The following is an 18,372-nucleotide window of genomic DNA, read 5'->3' as shown; positions in this document are numbered from 1 at the left end:
GGATCCTAGGAGTCGTAGTGGACGAAGCGCTTCTGCGCCGCGAACTGGACGAGGGTGACGATCAGCGTCAGCAGGAGCAGCAGGATCGCGGCGGCGCTGCTCATGCCGAACTGGAACTGCTTGAAGCCCAGGTCGTAGACGCGGTACACGATCGTCTGCGCGCCCTCGTTGTCCTTGGGGTCGACCAGCACGTAGATCAGGTCGAAGGCCTGCAGCGAGCTGATCACGGCGACGATCGAGGAGAAGAAGATCGTGGGCGACAGCAGCGGCAGCGTGACGCGCCGGAAGGTCTGGAAGGCGCTCGCACCGTCGATCCTGGCCGCCTCGAAGACCGTCGGCGAGATCGTCTGGAGTCCCGCCATGAAGATGACCACGTTGAGCCCCAGCGACGACCAGATCGTCACCACTGCGATGGACAGAATCACCCACTGCGGGCTGCCGAGCCAGTCGGGGCCGGTGAGGCCGAGCCACCGCTTGAGCGAGGTGTTGAGCACGCCGTTCTCGTCGTCGGCCAGGATGACCTGCCAGATCAGCGCGACCGCCACCGAGCTGGTGACGACCGGCATGAAGTACAGGACCCGGTAGACGTTGCTGCCCTTGAGGTTGTTGAGCGCCACCGCGATGAGCACGGCCAGCGCGAGCCCCACCGGCACGGTGATCAGCGCGATCTTGACGGTGTTCCAGACGGCCCGCCCGAACAGCGGGTCGGTCAGCTGGGCGGCGAAATTGTCGAAGCCGACCCACTTCGGCTGGTCGATCCCGCCCCACTGCATGAACGCCAGCACGAAGGCGAACCCGAGCGGGATCAGCAGGAACACCACCAGGCCCAGGACCTGGGGCGCGAGGAAGAAGGCGGCCCACAGACCGTCCCGGCTCCTGACCTTCTTGGCGGAGGCGTGGGCCGGGGCGGTCCGTGAGCGGGTGAGCGTGGCCACTAGCCGAGCTTGCCTTCGACGAGCTTCTGCAGCTCGGTCATGCCCTGGTCGAAGGGCACCTTGCCCTGCCAGACCTTGAGCAGGTAGTCGTTGATGCCGGCGGTGAGGCCGGGCACGGCGACCTCCTCCGGGTAGTTGGCGAAGCCCTTGTCACGCACGTCCAGGAAGGTCTGCGCGTGCTCGGGGTAGCCGTCCAGCACGACCGACTCCGCGCCCTTGACGGACGGCACGGCGCCGCCGCCCTTGAGCCGCACCATCTGGCCCTCCTTGCTGACGAACTCGGTCAGGAACTGGAAGGCCTCCTTCGGGTGCTGGGTGTCCTTGTTCATGGCCATGTACGAGGCCGCCACGGCGCCCGACATCGGCTTACCGTCCGGGGACGGGAACGGCACGATGTCGTAGTTCGCCAGGTCGCCGCCCTTCTTGACGATGTCGATCACCCAGCGGCCGCCGGCGTAGAAACCGGCCTTGTGCTTGAGGAACTGGGTGTTGCCGCCGTTGCTGGCCGGCAGCAGGTCGATCGAGACGAAGGTCTTGTCGGCGTAGCCCTTGGCCAGGGTCTGCAGGGCCTCGCGCGCCTTCGGGTCCGTGGTGGCGGTGAACTTGGCGCCGTCCCACGCCTTGCCGCCGAAGCCGTGGATCATGCTGTACGTGGAGCCGTACCAGTTCCAGAACAGCGATCCGGACTTGCCCGCCTTGACGAGCTTGGCGCCCATCTCCAGGTACTTCGGCATGGTCCACTGGCCGGCGGCGTAGAGCTCGGCCGGGTTCTCGGTGATGCCCGCGTCCTTCAGCGCCTGCTTGTCGAACCAGAGCACCTCGGGGTTGGTGTCGTTCGGGACGCCGTAGATCTGGCCGTCCTTCTTGGCGCCGCCGTACACGCCCTCGAAGAAGTCCTCGGGCTTGCTCTTGGAGTCGGGGCCGCTCAGCTTGTCGTTGAGCGAGGTGAGCACACCGGCGGAGACGAACTTGCCGATGTTGTCGTCGCCCACGAAGAAGACGTCGGGCGCGGTCTTGCTGGTCAGCTGGGTGAGCAGCTTGGGGTGGTAGTCCTCGTACTTGGCCACCGGCTCGAGCTTGAGCTTGATGTTGGGGTGCTCGCTCTCGAACTTCTTGACCAGCGGATCGTAGAGCTTCATGTCGTCCGCCGAACCCCAGGCCGACCAGCGGATGGTCACCGGGCCGCCGGCGGCGTCCTTGCCGCTGGAACCGGGAACGCCCGGTGCGCCTCCGCCGCCGCTGCACGCGGTGACGGCGATTGCGAGGATGCCGATAACGGCTGCCGCACGCTTCATGTGTTTCTCCTGGGGGGGTTAAGCTAGCCCGCCGCCGTCGACGACGAGCGCGGATCCTGTGACATAGCTGGCGGCGTCACTCGCCAGGAAGAGCACGGCCTGAGCGATCTCGTCAGGCGTGCCGGAGCGGCCCATCGGCCGGTCGGCGGCGTCGGCCTCGAACGCCGTCCAGTCCTCGCCCAGCTGCTTGGCCTCGTCGCGCAGCATCGGCGTCATGGTGTCGCCGGGGTTGACCGAGTTGACCCGGATCCCGGCCTTGGCGTGGTCGATGGCCAGCGCCCTGGTCATGTTGACCACGGCCGCTTTGGAGGCGCAGTACGAGATCGCGTTGCCACCGCCCTTGAGCCCCCAGCCCGAGCCGGTGTTCACGATCGAGCCGCCCTCGGTCATGGCCGGGATGGCGTACTTGCACATGAGGAAGACGGATCTGACGTTGACCGCCATGACCCGGTCCCACTCCTCGACGTCCAGGTCCAGCGCGGTGGTGCGGCGGATGATCCCGGCGTTGTTGAACAGCACGTGCAGCCCGCCGTAGGTGCCCGTGGCGGTCTCGACGACCCTGCGGCAGTCGTCCGGGCTGGACACGTCCGCCTGTACGGCCAGGCCGTCGATCTCCTTGGCGACCGCCTCGGCGCCGGGCCCGTCGATGTCGACCACGACGACCTTGGCGCCCTCCTGGGCGAACAGTCGTGCCGTGGCCCGCCCGATGCCCGAGGCACCGCCGGTGACGACGGCGACCTTGCCCTCCAGCGCACTCATCCGAAACTCTCCTCACTAGCCGCACTGATGCGGTAAATCGTGCTTTCGCGGTAGCCGGTGATCACCTGGACGTGCCCGCTCAGCTTTCTGTCCAGCTCGGCGTCTCCGCTGTCGGCCAGCAGCGGGCGCCCCTTGAGCGCGGCCAGCTTCTGCTGGGTGGCCAGGACCAGCAGCTCGTGGCCGTCCAGCACCCGGGGGGAGATCTGCTGGTTGCCCCTGCCGAGCACGAAGCCCTGGCCGCCGATCACGGACAGCACGACGACCGCTTCCCGCCCCCGCACCAGGTCGACCAGCTCCCCCTCGCTCACGTCGGCCGCGACCAGCCGCCCGGACTCGATCACGTCGACCCCGAGCAGGGTCGTGACCAACCCCAGCTCCCGCCCGACGGCCATCGTCGTGGCACCTGGTCCCAGAATGTAACGGACATTCGGCAACATTCTGGACACGACCTCCCGGGCGATGCCCTCGGCCGTGGCCGGGATGGCGCTCGACGATCCCGCCTTGCGCCCGGACAGCCCGGTACGCGAGTCCGGCACCCGGACGGTCCCGTACAGGCGCGGGCTGACCAGGCCGTTGCGGTAGCGCTCCTCGTCGAGGTCCACCACCTCGGCCTCGAGCGTGCTCTCCGGATCGAAGCCGGCCGCCAGGAACCCGGCTGTGGCCGGGCTCAGCGCGAAGCAACCGGAATACACCTTGACCCCCGCCGGGATCCCCAGCACGGGCGGTGCCTGCCCGCCGAGGCCACGGACCGCGTCGAGCACGTCCCGCGCGGTCCCGTCGCCCCCGGCGAACAGCACCAGGTCGGCGCCGGCCTCGGCGAAGGCCACCACGGCCGCCCTGGTGTCGGCGGCCGTGGTGTGGCCGTCGGGTGGCGGCGGCAGCCGTACCAGCTCAGCGGCACCCTGGACGCTGTCTTCGCCCATCGCGCCGGAGACCGTGACGAACCGAGTGCCGGGACGGCGGGACAGCAGGGTGCGGACCGCCTGCGCGGCCCGCTCCCCCGCGTGCGGCACGGCGCCCCGTGACAGCGCCTCGCGCTGCACGTCGGCCCCGTCGCTGCCCTTCAGGCCCACGGAGCCGCCCAGCCCGGCAACCGGGTTGACGACCAGCCCCACGGTGAACACAGCTCAGTCCTTGCCTGTCAGGTGCTTGCGCACGTAGGCGCGCCAGGTCGGCGACCACTGCTTGGGGTCGTCGAGGGACGTCGGGTCGATCTTGTGGATCGTCTGGTTGTACGGCGCGCCCTTGACGTACTCGGGGTCCCTGCGGGCCTCGTCGGCCACGTGGGCCAGGATCGCGGCGTACTCGTCCAGGTCCTCCTTGGAGTAGGACTCCGTGGGCTCCAGCGTGAACGGCTCGGGCACCACGTAGGGGTGGTGCGAGGTCCAGTAGTGCACGCCGAAGTCGGCGGCGCGGACGCCGATCTCCTCGGAGTGGACGCCGGTCTCCTCCGACAGTTCCTGCCAGGAGTAGCGGACCTGCTCGATGCGGCGCTTGTCCCAGGGGGCCGAGGCGCCGGGGATCTGCAGGACCTTGTGCATCAGGTAGTTGTTGTTGAGCGCGGCCGTCTCGGCCACCTCGCGCAGGCCCTCGGCACCCATCGCCATGATCCAGGCGTAGGCGCGCACGATGTTCGGCGTGACGCCGAGGAACGGGCGGATCTTCCCGACCGACTTCTCCGGAACTTTCAGGAAGAATCGCCCGGCGTCCTCTTCGACCGTCGGGCCGGGGAGGAAGGGCTCGAGCGCCGGGGAGACGCCGCAGGCGCCGGCCGCCGGCCCGCCGCAGGCGTGCGGGGTGGAGAACGTCTTGTGCAGGTTGAAGTGGCACAGGTCGAACCCGGCGTCCCTGGCCCTGGTGATGCCCAGGATGCCGTTCGCGTTGGCCTGGTCGTAGCAGGCCAGCCCGCCCACGGAGTGCACCAGGTCGACGAACTCCTTGATGCGCGGGTTGAAGATCCCGGTGTCCTCCGGGTTGGTGATCATCAGGGCGGCGGTCCTGGGGCCGATCGCGGCCCGCAGCGCCTCGATGTCCGGGTAGCCGTCGGCGTCCGGCATCAGCGTGATGACCTCGTACCCGGCGGTCTTGGCGCAGGCCGCGTTCGACGGGTGCGAGAACATCGTGGTGATGACCTGGTCCCTGGTGCCGAAACCGGGGCCCTCGCCGTTGGCGGCGTGGTAGGCGCGGATCATCGCGATGTTGGCGTAGATGGCGGCCGAACCGGAGCCGGGCTGCAGCGACACCCGCGACATGCCGGAGATCTCGGCGAGCATCTGCTCCAGCCGCCAGTAGATCTCCAGCACGCCCTGCACGCTCTCCTCCGGCTGCAGCGGGTGCAGCTCGGCGATCGCGTTGGCGAACTGGTCGTTGACCTTGGGGCTGTACTTCATCGTGCAGGTGCCCTGGCCGACGTCGATGTTCAGGTCGACGCCCAGGTTCTCCTGCGAAAGCCTCAGGTAGTGGCGCAGCACGTGCAGCTGCGACATCTCGGGCAGCTTGGGCGCCTCGGCCCGCCGTACGGACTCCGGCAGCTCCACGCGCGGCGCGCCGGGCTCGGACACGGCGATGCCGCGGCGGCCCGGATGCGACAGCTCGAAGATCACCGGCTCGTCCCAGCGGGCCTGGTGGAAGCGACGCAGCGGCGGCTTGGGTGCCACCGGCAGCTCGGCGAACGACTCGGTCCCATGACCGCTCATGCCAGAACCTCCTTGACGGCTGCGGCGAGCCGGTCGATGTCGTCGATGGAGTGACGCTCGGTCACGCAGACCAGCACCGTCGTGTCGTCCAGGCGGACCCCGCCGAAGATGTCCCTGGCCAGGAGCCCGTCGAGCAGCGCCTGGGCATCCGGCACGCGGATGGCGAACTCGCGGAAGTGGATCGCGTCGGTGTGCAGCGTGTAGGGCGCGAGCGCGTCCATGGCGTAGCGGGTGCGCGCCAGGACGGTCTCGCCCAGCTCCCGCATGCCGTTCGGGCCCATCAGCGCCAGGTAGACGCCGGCGGTGATGCCCCACAGGGCGGCAGCCGTACCGACCCATTCTTTGCCCTCCTCGCGCAGGGCGAAGGAGGTGCGGTCGTAGTAGACGTCGCCGAAGCCGTACTCGCCGGGGACCTTGGTCGGGGCGATGCCGAACAGGCGCGAGGGGAACTCGGCGACCAGCGGCTCGTGGTCCTGCGTGGCGATGAAGCCGGCGTGGCCGCCGCCGAAGCTCTGGTGCATGCCGAGCGACTGGATGTCGCCGCAGACGATGTCGGCGCCGTAGGCGGCGGGCGGGGCCAGCACGCCCAGCGAGATCGGGTCGGCGCTGACCACGAGCAGCGCGCCGTGGGCGTGGGCCAGCTCGGCCAGCTCCTTGCCGCGGGTCTCGACGACGCCGTAGACGTTGGGGGTCTCGAGGTAGATCGCGGCGTAGGTCCCGTCGATGGCGACCTCGCCGATCTCGCCGTCGGCGCCCACCGGGGCGAGCTCGATCGCGATGTCCGGGGCCAGGAAGTCGCGCAGCTTGCTCAGCTTGTCCGCGCCGATGGCGCCGGTGATCAGGACCTTGTTCCGCTTGGTGTAGCGGGCGGCCATGCGCAGGGCGGTGCCCGAGGCCTGGAAGCCGTCGTAGGTGGGGACGTTGACCACGTCCATCTCGAGCAGCTCGCCCATCATGCTGACGTACTCGAACAGCGCCTGGAAGCGGCCGTGGTCCTCGTACGGCTCGCCGGCGTAGGCGGTGAGGAACTCGCTGCGGGAGTTCACCTCGTCGCACACGGCCGGCACGTGGTGGGGGTAGCAGCCGTGGCCCAGGAAGCTGAGCGCCTGCCGGTTGCGGCCGAACAGGCCGTCCATGTGGCGGATCAGGTCCTGCTCGGCGACGAAGGGGGCCGGCAGGTCGAGCGGGCGGCCGAGGCGCAGCTCGGCGGGGATGTCGGCGTAGAACTCCTCGACGCTCTCCACGCCGATGGCGGCGAGCATCTCGGCCCTGACGCCGGGCTCGGCGTTAGGGATATACGGGTGTGTCACTGGACTCCTTCAGCACGATGGCGTCTCTGGGCGCGATCTCGATCTCGCCTTCGAGGTCTTGCTGGGTCAGCAGGTCCCGTCCCGGGGTGGGGAGGATGACCTTCTTCGGGGTGGTCGCATGGTTGAGCAGGAAGAGGTAGTTCTCCCTGCGGGTCGCCTCCACGCCATCGGGGAGGTCCAGGCCTTCGATCGAGAGGATCGCCGTGGGGTCGTCGAGCAGGCAGCTGACGTAGTAGGCATCGCCCTTGCGGGTGATCGCGGGGAGCCCGTCCAGCTCGCCGCCCTGGTAGGTGGCCACGACCTCGGCGTCTATGGGCCTGATCCACTCGGCCCAGGTGTGCGCGATGCCCGCGGTCGTCTCCTGCGTCACGCCGTCCGGCAGCGGCCAGAACTCGTCCACCTCGATGCCCAGCATCGTCTTTAGTGGCCCAGGGGCGCCGCCGGGATGCACGTGGTCGTTGGGGTCCACCACGCCGGAGAACGGGCCGACGACGAGCTGACCCGTCACCGTCCTGAGCGATTCGGCGGTGCACATGTAGAGGTTGGGCGCGATGACCACCCGATAGCCCGACAGGTCCTCGTCGGGTCGAGCCAGGTCCACGTTGATGCCCCGGGCGTGCAGCGGCGCGTACCAGGCAAGCAGCAGCTCCTTGAGCCTGAGCCGGTTGGACGGCATCGACTCGGGCGCCTCCAGGCCCCACCAGCTGTCCCAGTCGAGGATCAGCGCGACGTCGGCCTTCGTGCTCGTGCCCGCGATCTCGGCCAGGTTGCGCAGGTCGCGGCCCAGGCGCAGGGTGTCCTGCCAGCCGCGGGTTGAGGTGCCGCCGTGCGGGAGCATCGCCGAGTGGAACTTCTCCGGCCCGTAGTGGGCCTGGCGCCACTGGAAGAACATCACGCCGTCGGAGCCGTGTGCCAGTGCCTGGAGGCTGTGCAGGCGCATCATGCCGGGCGGCTTGGGCACGTTGACCTCGCGCCACGACACCGCCGACGGCGCCGACTCCAGCAGCAGCCACGGCTTGCGCTTCAGCGAGCGCATCAGGTCGTAGCTGAGCGCGACGGCCACGTGCGACTCCGGGTCGGCCGGGTCGGGGTAGGCGTCGTCGCTGACCACGTCCTCCTCGGCGGCCCACTTCCAGTAGTCCAGGCCGTGCAGGATGCTCATGAAGTTCGTGGTGACCGGGATGTCCGGCGTGATCTCCCGCAGCACGGACTTCTCCGCGCCGAACAGCTCCAGGAGGGCGTCGCTGCAGAAGCGCCGCCAGTCGACCAGCTGCGACGGGTTCACCGGTCCCGGTGCTTTGCGGGGTGGCTCGACCTGGTCCAGGTTCGTGTAGTGCTGGCCCCAGCAGGAGGTCCCCCACGCTTGGTTGAGCGCGTCCACGGAGCCGTAACGCTTCTCCAGCCAGCTGCGGAAGTGCCGGGCGCTCTCCGGGCAGAAGCACTCCAGGGTGTGGTCGGCGTACTCGTTGGAGATGTGCCACATGGCCAGCGCCGGGTGGTCCTTGTACCGCTCGGCCACCGCTCTGGCCAGCCGTACGGCATGCTGCTTGAAGACCGGCGAGCTGGGACAGTAGCCCTGCCGTGAGCCGAACTCCAGGCGTGTGCCCGCGGCGTCCACCGGCATCACCTCGGGGTGCTCGCGCACCAGCCAGGGCGGCGGGGTGGCGGTCGCGGTGGCCAGGTCGGCCGCGATGCCGTATTCGTGCAGCAGGTCGAGCACCCGGTCCAGCCAGCCCCAGTCGTAGACACCGGGGCGCGGCTCCAGGCGCGACCAGGAGAAGACGGCGACCGTGGCCATGTTCACGCCGGCCTCGGCCATGAGCCGCACATCCTCGGCCCAGACCTCCTCCGGCCACTGCTCGGGGTTGTAGTCACCGCCGAACAGCAGGCCCCGAACTCGGGTCACTCCCACCGTCACTCCTTCAGTACTATTTTGTATGCAGAATTCATAGTGCAGTATTTTGCATCACGTCAAGCGCTAACATACGGGCGGGGGCAGATGAAGCGGAGGAGCGTCATGCCGATCGAGCGGCGACCGCTGCGCGAGCAGATCAGGGAAGAACTGCTGAGGAGGCTCGATCGGGGCGATTTCGCCGCCGGGACCGACATCAACGAGGCCGCGCTGGCCGGTGAGCTGGGCGTCAGCCGTACTCCCCTGCGCGAAGCGTTGATCACCCTCGCGGGCGAGGGCGTCCTGGAGAGCAGCCAGGGGCGCGGGTTCCGGTTCGCGCCGGTGAGCAAGCAGGAATTCAGGGAGCTCTGCGAGATCGTCGCCGCGCTGGAGGCGCTGGCGCTGGAGACCTCCGACCCTGTCTCCCTCAAGAAGATCGCGCCCAAGCTGCTGGAGCTGGCCCGCGAGTTCCCCGATGCGGTGGCGGAGCAGCAGGTCATCGAGCGGCACGACGACGAGTGGCACGATCTGCTGCTCAGCGGCTGCCCGAACGAGCGCCTGCTCGACCTGATCACCAGCGTCAAGGCGGGGATGCGCCGCTACGCGCACCTACTGGCCGGCGACGACGCACCCCTGCAGCGGGAGGCGGCCGAGCACTGCAAGGTCGCCGAGGAGCTCCTGTCAGGCGACCTGCCGGCTGCGACCCGGGCGCTGCGGGACAACTGGGTCAACGGCATGGAGCGGATGATGTCCCGCCTGGAATAGCCGAAATCTGACTTGATCGCGCCCGACCAGCTCTCATCCTCGGCGGCGAACCCGTCGGTCGCTACGGGCCATTTGTCATGAACACCCGCGAAGAACTCGTCCTCCCTGCCCGGCAGGCATAACTCTCTTTTAGGGGCTCCTGTACGGCGAGGCGCCACCGCGCCGTGCTTCGGTTGATGGGAACCGCGGGGCTGTCGAGGGCTTTTCCGTTGCCGTGGCCCACCTACCCTGGGGCTTGTTTGGCGCCCAGGGGTCTGGTGGGCTTTATTGCTTTTCAGCAGTATGGGTTGGCTTCGAGGTAGCCGTTCTTGAATGACTTCGAGTGGCCTCTGTAGTGCGACCTCACGCACCGCTTGAGGTTATCCGCGTCGGACTCGCCTTGGGCCTCGCCCGCCGCCCTCTGCTGGAGCTTCGCGGACGGCTTCTTTGGCTGCGATGGGGTCGAACCCCCGCACTCGCTGTGCTTCCAGCCGTCTGACCAGCCTATGGAGTAGCCATATCCATAATCCGGGTCGCCTGAGTTCGCATGACCCGACGGATTGCTGGGTTGGCATCGTACGCCATCGGCATATCCATCAGAAACTCCCTTTGCGCAGCCCGAGCCCTTGTCCATGCACGGATCGCGCTTTGCTGACGGAGCCGTCACCTCCGGATTGGCTCGGAACGAGGCTGCCATGGCCTCCGCGGCGAAGCCCGTAGGGATCGCGAGGGAGGCGACAAGCGCCGACCCGAGGATGACAAGTGAGCGATTACGAAGCATGACTTCCCCTCTCCGTCGCGCAGCGAGAGCATTCGTCTCGCTTCGAAGAATGAGCGCTCATGTACGTAACTCGGATGATGCCCGCTTATCTGGTACAAATAGCTACATAAGGTACAAATACCCTCAAAGGCGGCTCGAAGAGATCAGCCTCAATTTTGTTGACCAGCTGGGTTTGGGAACCGTGGTGCCTGGAGTACGTAGCGGCGCGTTACAGTCATCGACTCGCCGGAAGCGCCGGGCGCGGGCCCTCGGCCGGAGTACGGCGGGCGGCCGGTGACGGAGGCCTGCCGTACAGCAGCAAGCCTGCCGCGCAGCCTGCGACCTGCCGCACAACACATGACAGCGCTCGGCCCCCACCAGAGAACATGTGACCCGCGGTGCTGTGCCGAGGAGGGTCAGCGGGGCGTGGCGGCGGCGGTTTGGCGCCAGACCTTGCCGTCCTTGACGATGAGGGTGCCGAAGGCGTTGACCTGGTTGCCGCCGATGGTCATGTCGGCGTTGTAGAGGATGACGTCGCCGGCGATCTGGCGGGATTTGACCTGGTCGACCGTGGGCTTCAGAGCGAGGTAGGCCGCGAAGAAGTCGCGGATCTCCTCAGGGCCGTGGGCGACCCGGTCGAAGCGGACGACCGTGGCCTCCTCGTGGTACTGGGCGAGCAGCCCCTCCAGGTCTCCGTCCGCGATGAGGGCGAGCTGGCGTTCGAACAGTTCGGCTGTCATTCGTCACCTTTGCTGAGATCACGGCCCACCTGGGCTCCGCCGTACACAAGGATCAACGGCAGCGCGGCCACGAGCGGCAGCGCTGCGGTGGCGAGCGTCACGAGTGCGGCGCCCAGCCGGATGAAGGCCAGCGTACGGTTGCCCGAGCAGAGGCGCTGCACCCCGAGCAGCGCGAAGACGATCGCGGCGGGCACCCCGACCGACCAGCCGGCCGAACTCGGGTGCGCGATCGCGTGCTCGATCCCGATGCCGTAGGCCACCAGCCCCATCGACAGCGGCAGGTGCGAGTAGACCCAGACCTGCCCGGCGAACTGGGTGCGCAACACGACCTCCTCGTCGAGGTGGTCGAAGTACAGCCACCAGAACGCCATCGCGATGGCCACGCCGAGCAGCGCGATCAGCAGCGTGGCCGGGGTGACCGCGTGTCCCTTGAGCCCGCCCACGACGGCCGCGACGACCTCGCCCAGGACGATCACGACGAACAGCCCGAAACGCTCGGGCAGATGCTCGCTCTGCGGCGGCAGCGCCTTCTGGTGACGCCGCGACAGGAACGGCGTGGCCAGGTCGATCACCATCGCCACGGCCCAGAACCAGTACCGCGTGGGCGGCTCGACCGCCAGCGAGGCCACCCAGATCAGCATCGCGACGGTGAACCCGATCGCGTAACGCGTGGCCAGCGGCCGGGCGTCGGGGACGTGCCGCCCGACCCGCAGGTAGGCCACCAGCAACAGCACCCGGACGGCCACGTACGACAGCGCGAACAGCGCCGACCGCTCGGCCATGTCGGACACGCTGGCCGCCATCGTGGCGACGGCCAGGATCTGCGGGATCACCAGCAACCGGTGGCTGACGTCGTCGGTGTCGAACCGGTTGGCGTAGAAGACGTATCCGGCCCAGGCCCACCACACGGGCACGAACAACCCCACGAAGGTCAGCAGTCGTGCCGGGGTGGTGCCGGGCTCCAGCACGTCGGCCAGTTCGGCGACGGCCACCACGAAGACCAGGTCGTACAGCAGTTCCAGCCAGGTGGCGCGACGCTGCACGCCCTCGAACAGCCGCAACCTGGGCGGCTGCCATCGGCGCTCGCTCATCGCCACTCCTTCGCCATCGTGCGTAATCATGTAATTATGACGCCCCGCGGACCGCGGACGACACTCCATATCGCGATCAACGATCGTAAACGCATGCGAAGGTTGCAGGCCTGGGCGATGGCGATGATAGCGGGCGGCGCTGGCGTGACGGCGCGTCAAGGACGACGGTGGCGGGCTGCGCGCTGGGCAGATCGATACGGGCAGGAGCGGCAACGCGGTATGGGAAGGCGCTCGGCAGGACCGCCCATTCGGCGGCGGGACCAGGCGGGCGAAGGCGCACGCAGTGGCGTCGCACAGGCGGAGGCGCACAGGGTGGCGTCGCACAGGCGGCGACGCGGCTGGAGTGCAATGGACGTGGTCGGCGCGTGCGGCAGGGGTGAGGCCTGGGCAGCCGCAAGATCGCGCGGGGGGCGGGCGCAAGGACGCCCGTGAAACCTCGCGGGGGCGCGACGCCCGTGTGACCTCGCAGGGGCCGGACGCGCGTGAGACCTCGCGGGGGGCGGGACGCCCGTGAGACCTCGCAGGCCGGGGCCGCCCTGGTGAGAGGCCCCGGCGGACGGTGAGGGGCTATCGGCGGTGGAGGGTGAGGCAGGCGATGCGGGGCGCCGAGTCCCCCGGGGCCGCGTGGATGACGAGGGACTGCGGCAGGTTGGCAGGGTCGAGTTGCCAGTCGTGGCGGGTGGTGGCGTGCCCGATGCCGTTGCCGTCGGTGCGGAAATCGAGCCACACCTCGTCGTGCCCGTTCTTGAAGTGCGGCCCCGCCGCCTGCGGGTTGGCGCCGCACGGCTTGGCGTGCAGGTGCGCGCCGTACGCCCGGTTGCGCAGGAAGCCCTCCACGACCAGCGAGGTGACCGTGGCGTTGCCGACGGACTCGGCGGTGAGGCTGGCCTGCGCGCTCTTGGGCACGAGCGCGCGGTCGTAGGCGATCGCGGCCTTGTCGTTGCCGTTGAACTGGCCCCCGCCGGCGACGCCCACGGGCGCGACGGCGGGTGCGCCAGGCGTGGCGGTGCCGGCGGTCGACTGCGAGCAGCCGGTGGCGACAAGTGCCACCAGCATGGACAAGCTGAGCATGCCGTACGGCAAGCGAGAGCGCATGCGAGCCCCCCAGAGCGGCGATGGAGGAGGCCACTCTAGCGAGTAATCGACCGCCTACGCTCCGTGTTTGGCGGCGATGTCGTCGATCTGGTCGGCGAGTGTGTAGTCGAGCTCGGTCAGGCCGCCCTTGTCGTGCGTGGTGAGCAACAGGTGCAGCGTGCGCCACCGGATGTCGATGTCGGGATGGTGGTTGAGTTCCTCGGCCTTGACCGCGATCTCGTCGACGATCCTGATCGCCGTCGGGAAGTCGGGGGCTTGAATGGTACGGCGCAGCGTCTCGCCCTCACGTGTCCAGCTCATGGAGCCAACGCTACTTCAGTGCCCCGGCGCCGAGCCCGGACTGGATCTGCCGCTGGAAGACGATGTAGATGATCAATACCGGGATGATCGCCAGGTTGAGCGCGGCGAACAGCGCGGGCCAGTCCGCCTGGTAGCCGGCGATGATCGAGATGTTGGCGATGCCCTGGGTGATGACCCATTTGTCCTTGGCACCGGCGAGCAGCACCAGCGGCAGCAGGTACTGGTTCCACTGGCCGAGCACGTTGAAGATGGTGATGCTGATCAGCCCCGGCTTGGCCATCGGCAGCATGACCTGGAAGAACGTCCGGGTGTGCGAGGCCCCGTCGATCATCGCGGCCTCGGCCACCGCGTCCGGCAGCGTACGGAAGAAGGCCGCCATGAAGAACACGGTGAACGGCAGCGAGTAGGCGATGTAGACCAGGATCACCCCGGTGTAGGTGTCGAGCAGTCCCAGCTGCTTGACCACCCCGAACAGCGTGCTCAGCGCCAGGAACACCGGGAAGGCCATGCCCGCCACGAACAGGTAGTAGATGAACCGGTTGCCGAAGAAGGTGTAGCGGGCCAGCACGTAGGCCGCCATCGAGCCGAAGAGCATCGTGCCGAACGTGCTCAGCGCCACGACGATGACGGTGTTGAACATGTACCGCCCGATGTGCGCGGTGTCCCAGGCGCGTACCCAGTTGTCGAACCGCAGCGCGCCGGGGAGCTGCAGCGGGTCACCGAAGATCTCGGTGTTGTTCTTGAACGACGCCAGGAACGTCCACAGCAGCGGCAGCACGATCAGCAGCGCCCAGACGAACAGCGCGACGTGCGAGAGCCTGCTGAGCACCCCCTGCCGGGGCCTGTCCTCACGGGTGAGTGCCATCAGATCTCGAGCTTCTCTCGCCGGGTCACGCGGAGAGAGATCACCGCGAACGTGATGGTCAGGAAGAACAGGGCGACGCCCATGGCCGAGGCGTATCCGGCCTTGGAGTAGGTGAAGGCATTCTTGTAGATCTCGACGGGCAGCACGGTGGTGGCGCCGTCGGGGCCGCCCTGGTCGACCGACAGCACCATGACCAGGGCGAAGCAGTCGAAGGCGGCGATGCCGAGATAGACCCAGCCGACCTGGATGGTGTCCCACAGCAGCGGCAGCGTGATGGAGAAGAACAGGCGTCCGCGCCCGGCCCCGTCGAGCGCGGCGGCCTCGAAGTAGTCCTTGGGGATGGCCGCCATGCCCGCGGAGAACAGCACGACGTAGAACCCGACCGCCTGCCAGACCATCACCGCGATGAGCGAGGGCAGAGCCAGGTTCGGCTCGGTGAGCCAGCCGACCGGCTGCAGGCCCAGCCTGATCAGCACGCCGTTGATCACGCCGTACTCGTCGGGCCGGTAGATGGCCTGGAACAGCACGCCGATCACCACGACGGCCAGGACCTGGGGGAAGAAGAAGATCACCTTGTAGACCGTCGACCCCCAGATCCCGCGCATGCCCCCGCCGCGCGCTCCCCCGCCCAGGTTGAGCAGGAACGCGAAGACCAGTGCGATCGCGATCGTCACCAGCGGCAGCGCGACCAGGACGATCGCGTGGGTCCGCAGGGCCTGCCAGAAGACGTCGTCCCGGAACAGGCGGGCGAAGTTCGCGAAGCCCACGTAGTTGAACCGGGGCGAGACCCCCTTCCAGTCGGTCAGCGAGATCTGGAACGCCTGGACATACGGGCTGATCACGAAGACCACGTAGAGCACCACGGGGACCACGAGGAAGCCGGCGATGAACCCGTACTTGCGCAACCGCACCATCGGCTAGGCGCTCCGCGTCTGCTTGGTGATCGAGGAGTCGGCCTTGATGTCGTCGGCCTTCTTCTGGACCGTGCTGAAGAACTCGTCCGGCGTGATCCGCCCGGACATCACGGCGTTGGTCTGCTTGGTGGCGAAGTCGAACAGCTCCTTGTACCAGCCCTCGAAGCGGGCGTCGGTGATGATGTTCTGCCCGGCGGCGTCCTGCGCCTTGTAGGCGCTCATCAGGCCGGGCGGCAGCTCGACGCCCTCGGCGGAGCCGTTGACCACGGTCAGGCTCTTGGTCTTCTCGGTGAAGCCCTTGGCGCCCTCCTTGGAGAGCATGATCCGCAGGTACTCCAGACCGCCCTGCGGGTTCTTGCCCTTGGCCGCCACCACGAAGTTCTCGCCCACGCCGACGTGGATGGCACCGTAGGGCATCTTGTCGCCGGCCGTGACGCTGGGCACGGCCGCGATGGCGTACTCGAAGCCGGCCGGCTTGTCCTTGGCCATCTCGTTCTCGATCCACGAGCCCGTGGGGTAGAACAGCAGCTTGTGCTGCAGGTGCTTGATCTGCGTCTGGGTGTGGTCCAGGCCGAAGTAGGCCTTGTCGCCGTAGTTCTTCTGGATGTCCACCCAGGCGTTCACCGACTGCTTGACGGCGTCGGCGTTCCAGGCGTTGTCGACGAGGTTGTCGATGTCGATCAGGACCTGGTTGCCGCCGATCTGCGCGGCCGTGTAGAGCATGTTCCAGAGCTGGTAGTACGGCCCCTTCTGCCCGGGGTAGGCGAACAGGAGGATGCCCTCCTTCTTGGCGGTGTCGCCCAGCGCCTTGAACTCGTCCCAGGTCTTGGGCACCTGCCAGCCCTTCTGCTCGAAGAACTTGGCGTCGTACCAGAGCGCGCGGTGCTCGACGGTGTAGTTGAGCACCAGGTCCCTGCCGTCGATCTTGGCGTTCTCCATGACGCCCGGGGTGACGGTGTCCCTGACCTTCTTGCTCGGGTCGTCGATCGAGGGCGCGTCGAACAGCGGGCCGAGGTCGGCCAGCGAGCCGTCCTGGGCCAGCGGGGCCAGGTCGAGCGCCTCGGGCCCGGAGTTGTTGATCACGTCGGGCACGTCGCCGCTGACGAAGCGGGGCCTGAGCTGGGTGCCGATCTGCTGGGTGGCGTTGTGCTTGATCGAGACGCCGGGGAACTCCTTCTTGTAGAGCGCCTCGTGCACGTCGGTGGCGTACGCCTCGCCGAAGCCGCCGCTGAAGATGACCACCTCGAGAGGCTTCTTCGCGTCGACGCCGAAGGGGTTCTTGGGGTTGCTCGACGCGGCTGCCGAGGTCGCGGGCGCCGAGGACGGCTCGCTGCCGGAGCCGCCGGTGGCGCAGGCACTCAGCAGGCCGCCGCCGGGGCCTGCGATCAGCGCGGCCAGTCCGGCGCGCCGCAGGAGCTGGCGCCGAGTGATCTCTCCCGGGTGGGTCATGGGGGCTCCTGAAGAGAGAGAATTAGGAAAGTTTCCTAATCGTTTTGCCCGAAGGTACGAATGCCCAGGCAGACCGTCAAGGGGCCGCAATCGACCCGTGACCTTGCGACGCAACACCGTAACCCTCTTGCCTAGAATCCTGTTCTAGAAAGAGACTGGCCTCATGATTGCGGAGTACGCGGACCGGGTCTGGCGTGGTGAATCTGACGACAGCATCGTCGACCAGGGCATGGAGGGCAAGGGCGTCAAGCCGATCGTGGACGGGGTCGGCTGGTGGTCCGGCTTCGGCAACGTCGTCGCCTTCGAGGGTTCCGGCGAGCTGGCGCTCTTCGACACGAGTTCGCCGTTCTCGGCCGCTCAGCTCCACGCGGACGTGCGCGCGTGGTCGTCGGCGCCGCTGACCGCGGCGTTCTACTCGCACGGTCACATCGATCACGTCTTCGGCACCGGGCCGTTCGAGGAGTCGCGGCGGGCCACGATCTATGCGCACGAAGCGGTCGCTGCGCGCTTCGAGCGGTACGTACTGACAAGTGGCTATAACGCGGTCATCAACCAGCGGCAGTTCCAGGCGCCCGGGCTGCGGTGGCCTGTCGAGTATCGGCACCCCGATGTCACGTATCGGGACTCTCTGACGGTACGGCAGGCCGGGGTGACCTTCGATCTCTTCCACGCCAAGGGTGAGACGGACGACGCCACCGTGGCCTACGTGCCCGAGCACCGGCTCCTGCTGCCCGGCGACCTGTTCATCTGGGTTACGCCCAACTGCGGCAACCCGCAGAAGGTGCAGCGCTATCCACGGGAGTGGGTGCACGCGCTGCACCGGATGGCGGCGCTGGACGCCGAGATCATGCTGCCCAGCCACGGCGCGCCGATCTTCGGGCGCGACCGGATCAGGCAGGCGCTGCTGGAGACGGCCGAGTGGCTCGAGTCCCTCGTCACGCAGACGCTCGACCTGCTCAACGCCGGTGCCCGGCTCGACGAGATCGTCCACACGGTCACGCCGCCTGAGCACCTGGCGGACCGGCCCTACCTGCGGGCGCGCTACGACGAGCCCGAGTTCGTGGTCCGCAACCTGTGGCGCCTCTACGGCGGCTGGTACGACGGCAACCCGGCCAACCTCAAGCCCGCGCCCGACGCGGTACTCGCCACCGCGGTGGCCGACCTCGCGGGCGGCGCCGCCAGGCTCGCCGATGCCGCGCTCGACGCCCTGTCCCGCGGCGACGAGCGCCTCGCGGGGCACCTCGCCGAGATGGCCGCCCTCGCCGCGCCCACCGACGCCGGCGTCCACCGGGTCAGAGCGCAGGTCTTCTCAACCCGAGCCGCCAACGAACAGTCCCTCATGGCAAAGGGCGTCTTCACCTGGGTGTCTTCCGAATCCTCCGCCCACGCCAACCGCCTTGGCGCCCCTGAGTAAGGCCTTTCATGATCTTGTACGGCGAGCCGCCGCCACCGGCCGCCCGCCGCACTCCGGCTGAGGACCCGCGACCGGCGCCACTGGCGAGTCGATGACACTTACCCGCCGCAACGG

General features: G+C 68.3%; 16 protein-coding genes. 2 read left to right on the top strand and 14 right to left on the bottom strand.

All coding sequences use genetic code 11. The annotated features are described in order from the left end of the window. Positions 1-5: 5 nt before the first annotated feature. The 7 genes from ACIBHX_RS18035 to ACIBHX_RS18005 are packed head-to-tail and all read right to left on the bottom strand — an operon-like array spanning position 6 to position 8,901. Positions 6-935 carry a carbohydrate ABC transporter permease gene (locus ACIBHX_RS18035; protein ID WP_397068219.1) on the bottom strand — a complete coding sequence of 310 codons (930 nt, stop codon included), beginning with the start codon at positions 933-935 and terminating at the stop codon, positions 6-8. Beyond that, positions 935-2,230, bottom strand: a complete 1,296-nt coding sequence (locus ACIBHX_RS18030; RefSeq protein WP_397068218.1) for an ABC transporter substrate-binding protein — start codon at positions 2,228-2,230, stop codon at positions 935-937. Before ACIBHX_RS18030 ends, ACIBHX_RS18035 begins: the two co-directional genes overlap by 1 nt. An 18-nt stretch (positions 2,231-2,248) precedes the next feature. Next, positions 2,249-2,989 carry an SDR family NAD(P)-dependent oxidoreductase gene (locus tag ACIBHX_RS18025; protein WP_397068217.1) on the bottom strand — a complete coding sequence of 247 codons (741 nt, stop codon included), beginning with the start codon at positions 2,987-2,989 and terminating at the stop codon, positions 2,249-2,251. Further along, positions 2,986-4,113: an ATP-NAD kinase family protein gene (locus tag ACIBHX_RS18020; RefSeq protein WP_397068216.1), complete on the bottom strand. Its 1,128-nt coding sequence runs from the start codon at positions 4,111-4,113 to the stop codon at positions 2,986-2,988. The genes ACIBHX_RS18025 and ACIBHX_RS18020 overlap by 4 nt, the downstream gene beginning before the upstream one ends. 3 nt (positions 4,114-4,116) lie before the next feature. Beyond that, positions 4,117-5,685, bottom strand: coding sequence for an aminomethyl-transferring glycine dehydrogenase subunit GcvPB (gene gcvPB, locus ACIBHX_RS18015; RefSeq protein WP_397068215.1), 1,569 nt, complete (start codon positions 5,683-5,685; stop codon positions 4,117-4,119). Then, positions 5,682-6,995, bottom strand: a complete 1,314-nt coding sequence (gcvPA, locus tag ACIBHX_RS18010) for an aminomethyl-transferring glycine dehydrogenase subunit GcvPA (RefSeq protein ID WP_397068214.1) — start codon at positions 6,993-6,995, stop codon at positions 5,682-5,684. The genes gcvPB and gcvPA overlap by 4 nt, the downstream gene beginning before the upstream one ends. Next, entirely contained in the window at positions 6,973-8,901 is a 1,929-nt protein-coding gene (locus ACIBHX_RS18005; protein ID WP_397068213.1) for a beta-galactosidase, read from the bottom strand. The genes gcvPA and ACIBHX_RS18005 overlap by 23 nt, the downstream gene beginning before the upstream one ends. 111 nt (positions 8,902-9,012) lie before the next feature. Here ACIBHX_RS18005 and ACIBHX_RS18000 point away from each other — a divergent pair, with 111 nt between their 5' ends. After that, positions 9,013-9,651: a GntR family transcriptional regulator gene (locus ACIBHX_RS18000; protein WP_397068212.1), complete on the top strand. Its 639-nt coding sequence runs from the start codon at positions 9,013-9,015 to the stop codon at positions 9,649-9,651. A gap of 1,155 nt (positions 9,652-10,806) precedes the next feature. Here the strand turns inward: ACIBHX_RS18000 and ACIBHX_RS17995 are convergent. The 7 genes from ACIBHX_RS17995 to ngcE all read right to left on the bottom strand — a co-directional run bounded on the left by ACIBHX_RS17995 (position 10,807) and on the right by ngcE (position 16,844). After that, positions 10,807-11,130 carry a nuclear transport factor 2 family protein gene (locus ACIBHX_RS17995; RefSeq protein WP_397068211.1) on the bottom strand — a complete coding sequence of 108 codons (324 nt, stop codon included), beginning with the start codon at positions 11,128-11,130 and terminating at the stop codon, positions 10,807-10,809. Then, complete coding sequence (locus tag ACIBHX_RS17990) at positions 11,127-12,221, bottom strand: low temperature requirement protein A (RefSeq protein ID WP_397068210.1); 1,095 nt, start codon at positions 12,219-12,221, stop codon at positions 11,127-11,129. The genes ACIBHX_RS17995 and ACIBHX_RS17990 overlap by 4 nt, the downstream gene beginning before the upstream one ends. Before the next feature lie 567 nt (positions 12,222-12,788). Continuing rightward, positions 12,789-13,316 carry a hypothetical protein gene (locus tag ACIBHX_RS17985; protein WP_397068209.1) on the bottom strand — a complete coding sequence of 176 codons (528 nt, stop codon included), beginning with the start codon at positions 13,314-13,316 and terminating at the stop codon, positions 12,789-12,791. 54 nt (positions 13,317-13,370) lie between these two features. Beyond that, complete coding sequence (locus ACIBHX_RS17980; RefSeq protein ID WP_214323193.1) at positions 13,371-13,616, bottom strand: 4a-hydroxytetrahydrobiopterin dehydratase; 246 nt, start codon at positions 13,614-13,616, stop codon at positions 13,371-13,373. A gap of 10 nt (positions 13,617-13,626) precedes the next feature. Further along, a complete protein-coding gene (locus ACIBHX_RS17975; RefSeq protein ID WP_397068208.1) occupies positions 13,627-14,481 on the bottom strand; it encodes a carbohydrate ABC transporter permease in 855 nt (284 codons plus the stop codon). Then, complete coding sequence (locus ACIBHX_RS17970) at positions 14,481-15,395, bottom strand: carbohydrate ABC transporter permease (RefSeq protein ID WP_397068207.1); 915 nt, start codon at positions 15,393-15,395, stop codon at positions 14,481-14,483. The genes ACIBHX_RS17975 and ACIBHX_RS17970 overlap by 1 nt, the downstream gene beginning before the upstream one ends. A gap of 3 nt (positions 15,396-15,398) precedes the next feature. Continuing rightward, positions 15,399-16,844 carry an N-acetylglucosamine/diacetylchitobiose ABC transporter substrate-binding protein gene (gene ngcE / locus ACIBHX_RS17965; protein ID WP_397068206.1) on the bottom strand — a complete coding sequence of 482 codons (1,446 nt, stop codon included), beginning with the start codon at positions 16,842-16,844 and terminating at the stop codon, positions 15,399-15,401. 163 nt (positions 16,845-17,007) lie between these two features. On the opposite strand from ngcE, the gene ACIBHX_RS17960 reads away from it, so the two are divergent. Next, a complete protein-coding gene (locus ACIBHX_RS17960; protein ID WP_397068205.1) occupies positions 17,008-18,258 on the top strand; it encodes an alkyl sulfatase dimerization domain-containing protein in 1,251 nt (416 codons plus the stop codon). Positions 18,259-18,372 lie beyond the last annotated feature (114 nt).

Origin of the sequence: Nonomuraea sp. NPDC050536 (genome assembly GCF_044457685.1) — a bacterium.
GTDB lineage: Bacteria > Actinomycetota > Actinomycetes > Streptosporangiales > Streptosporangiaceae > Nonomuraea.
This window is presented reverse-complemented; position numbering and strand designations above follow the sequence as displayed.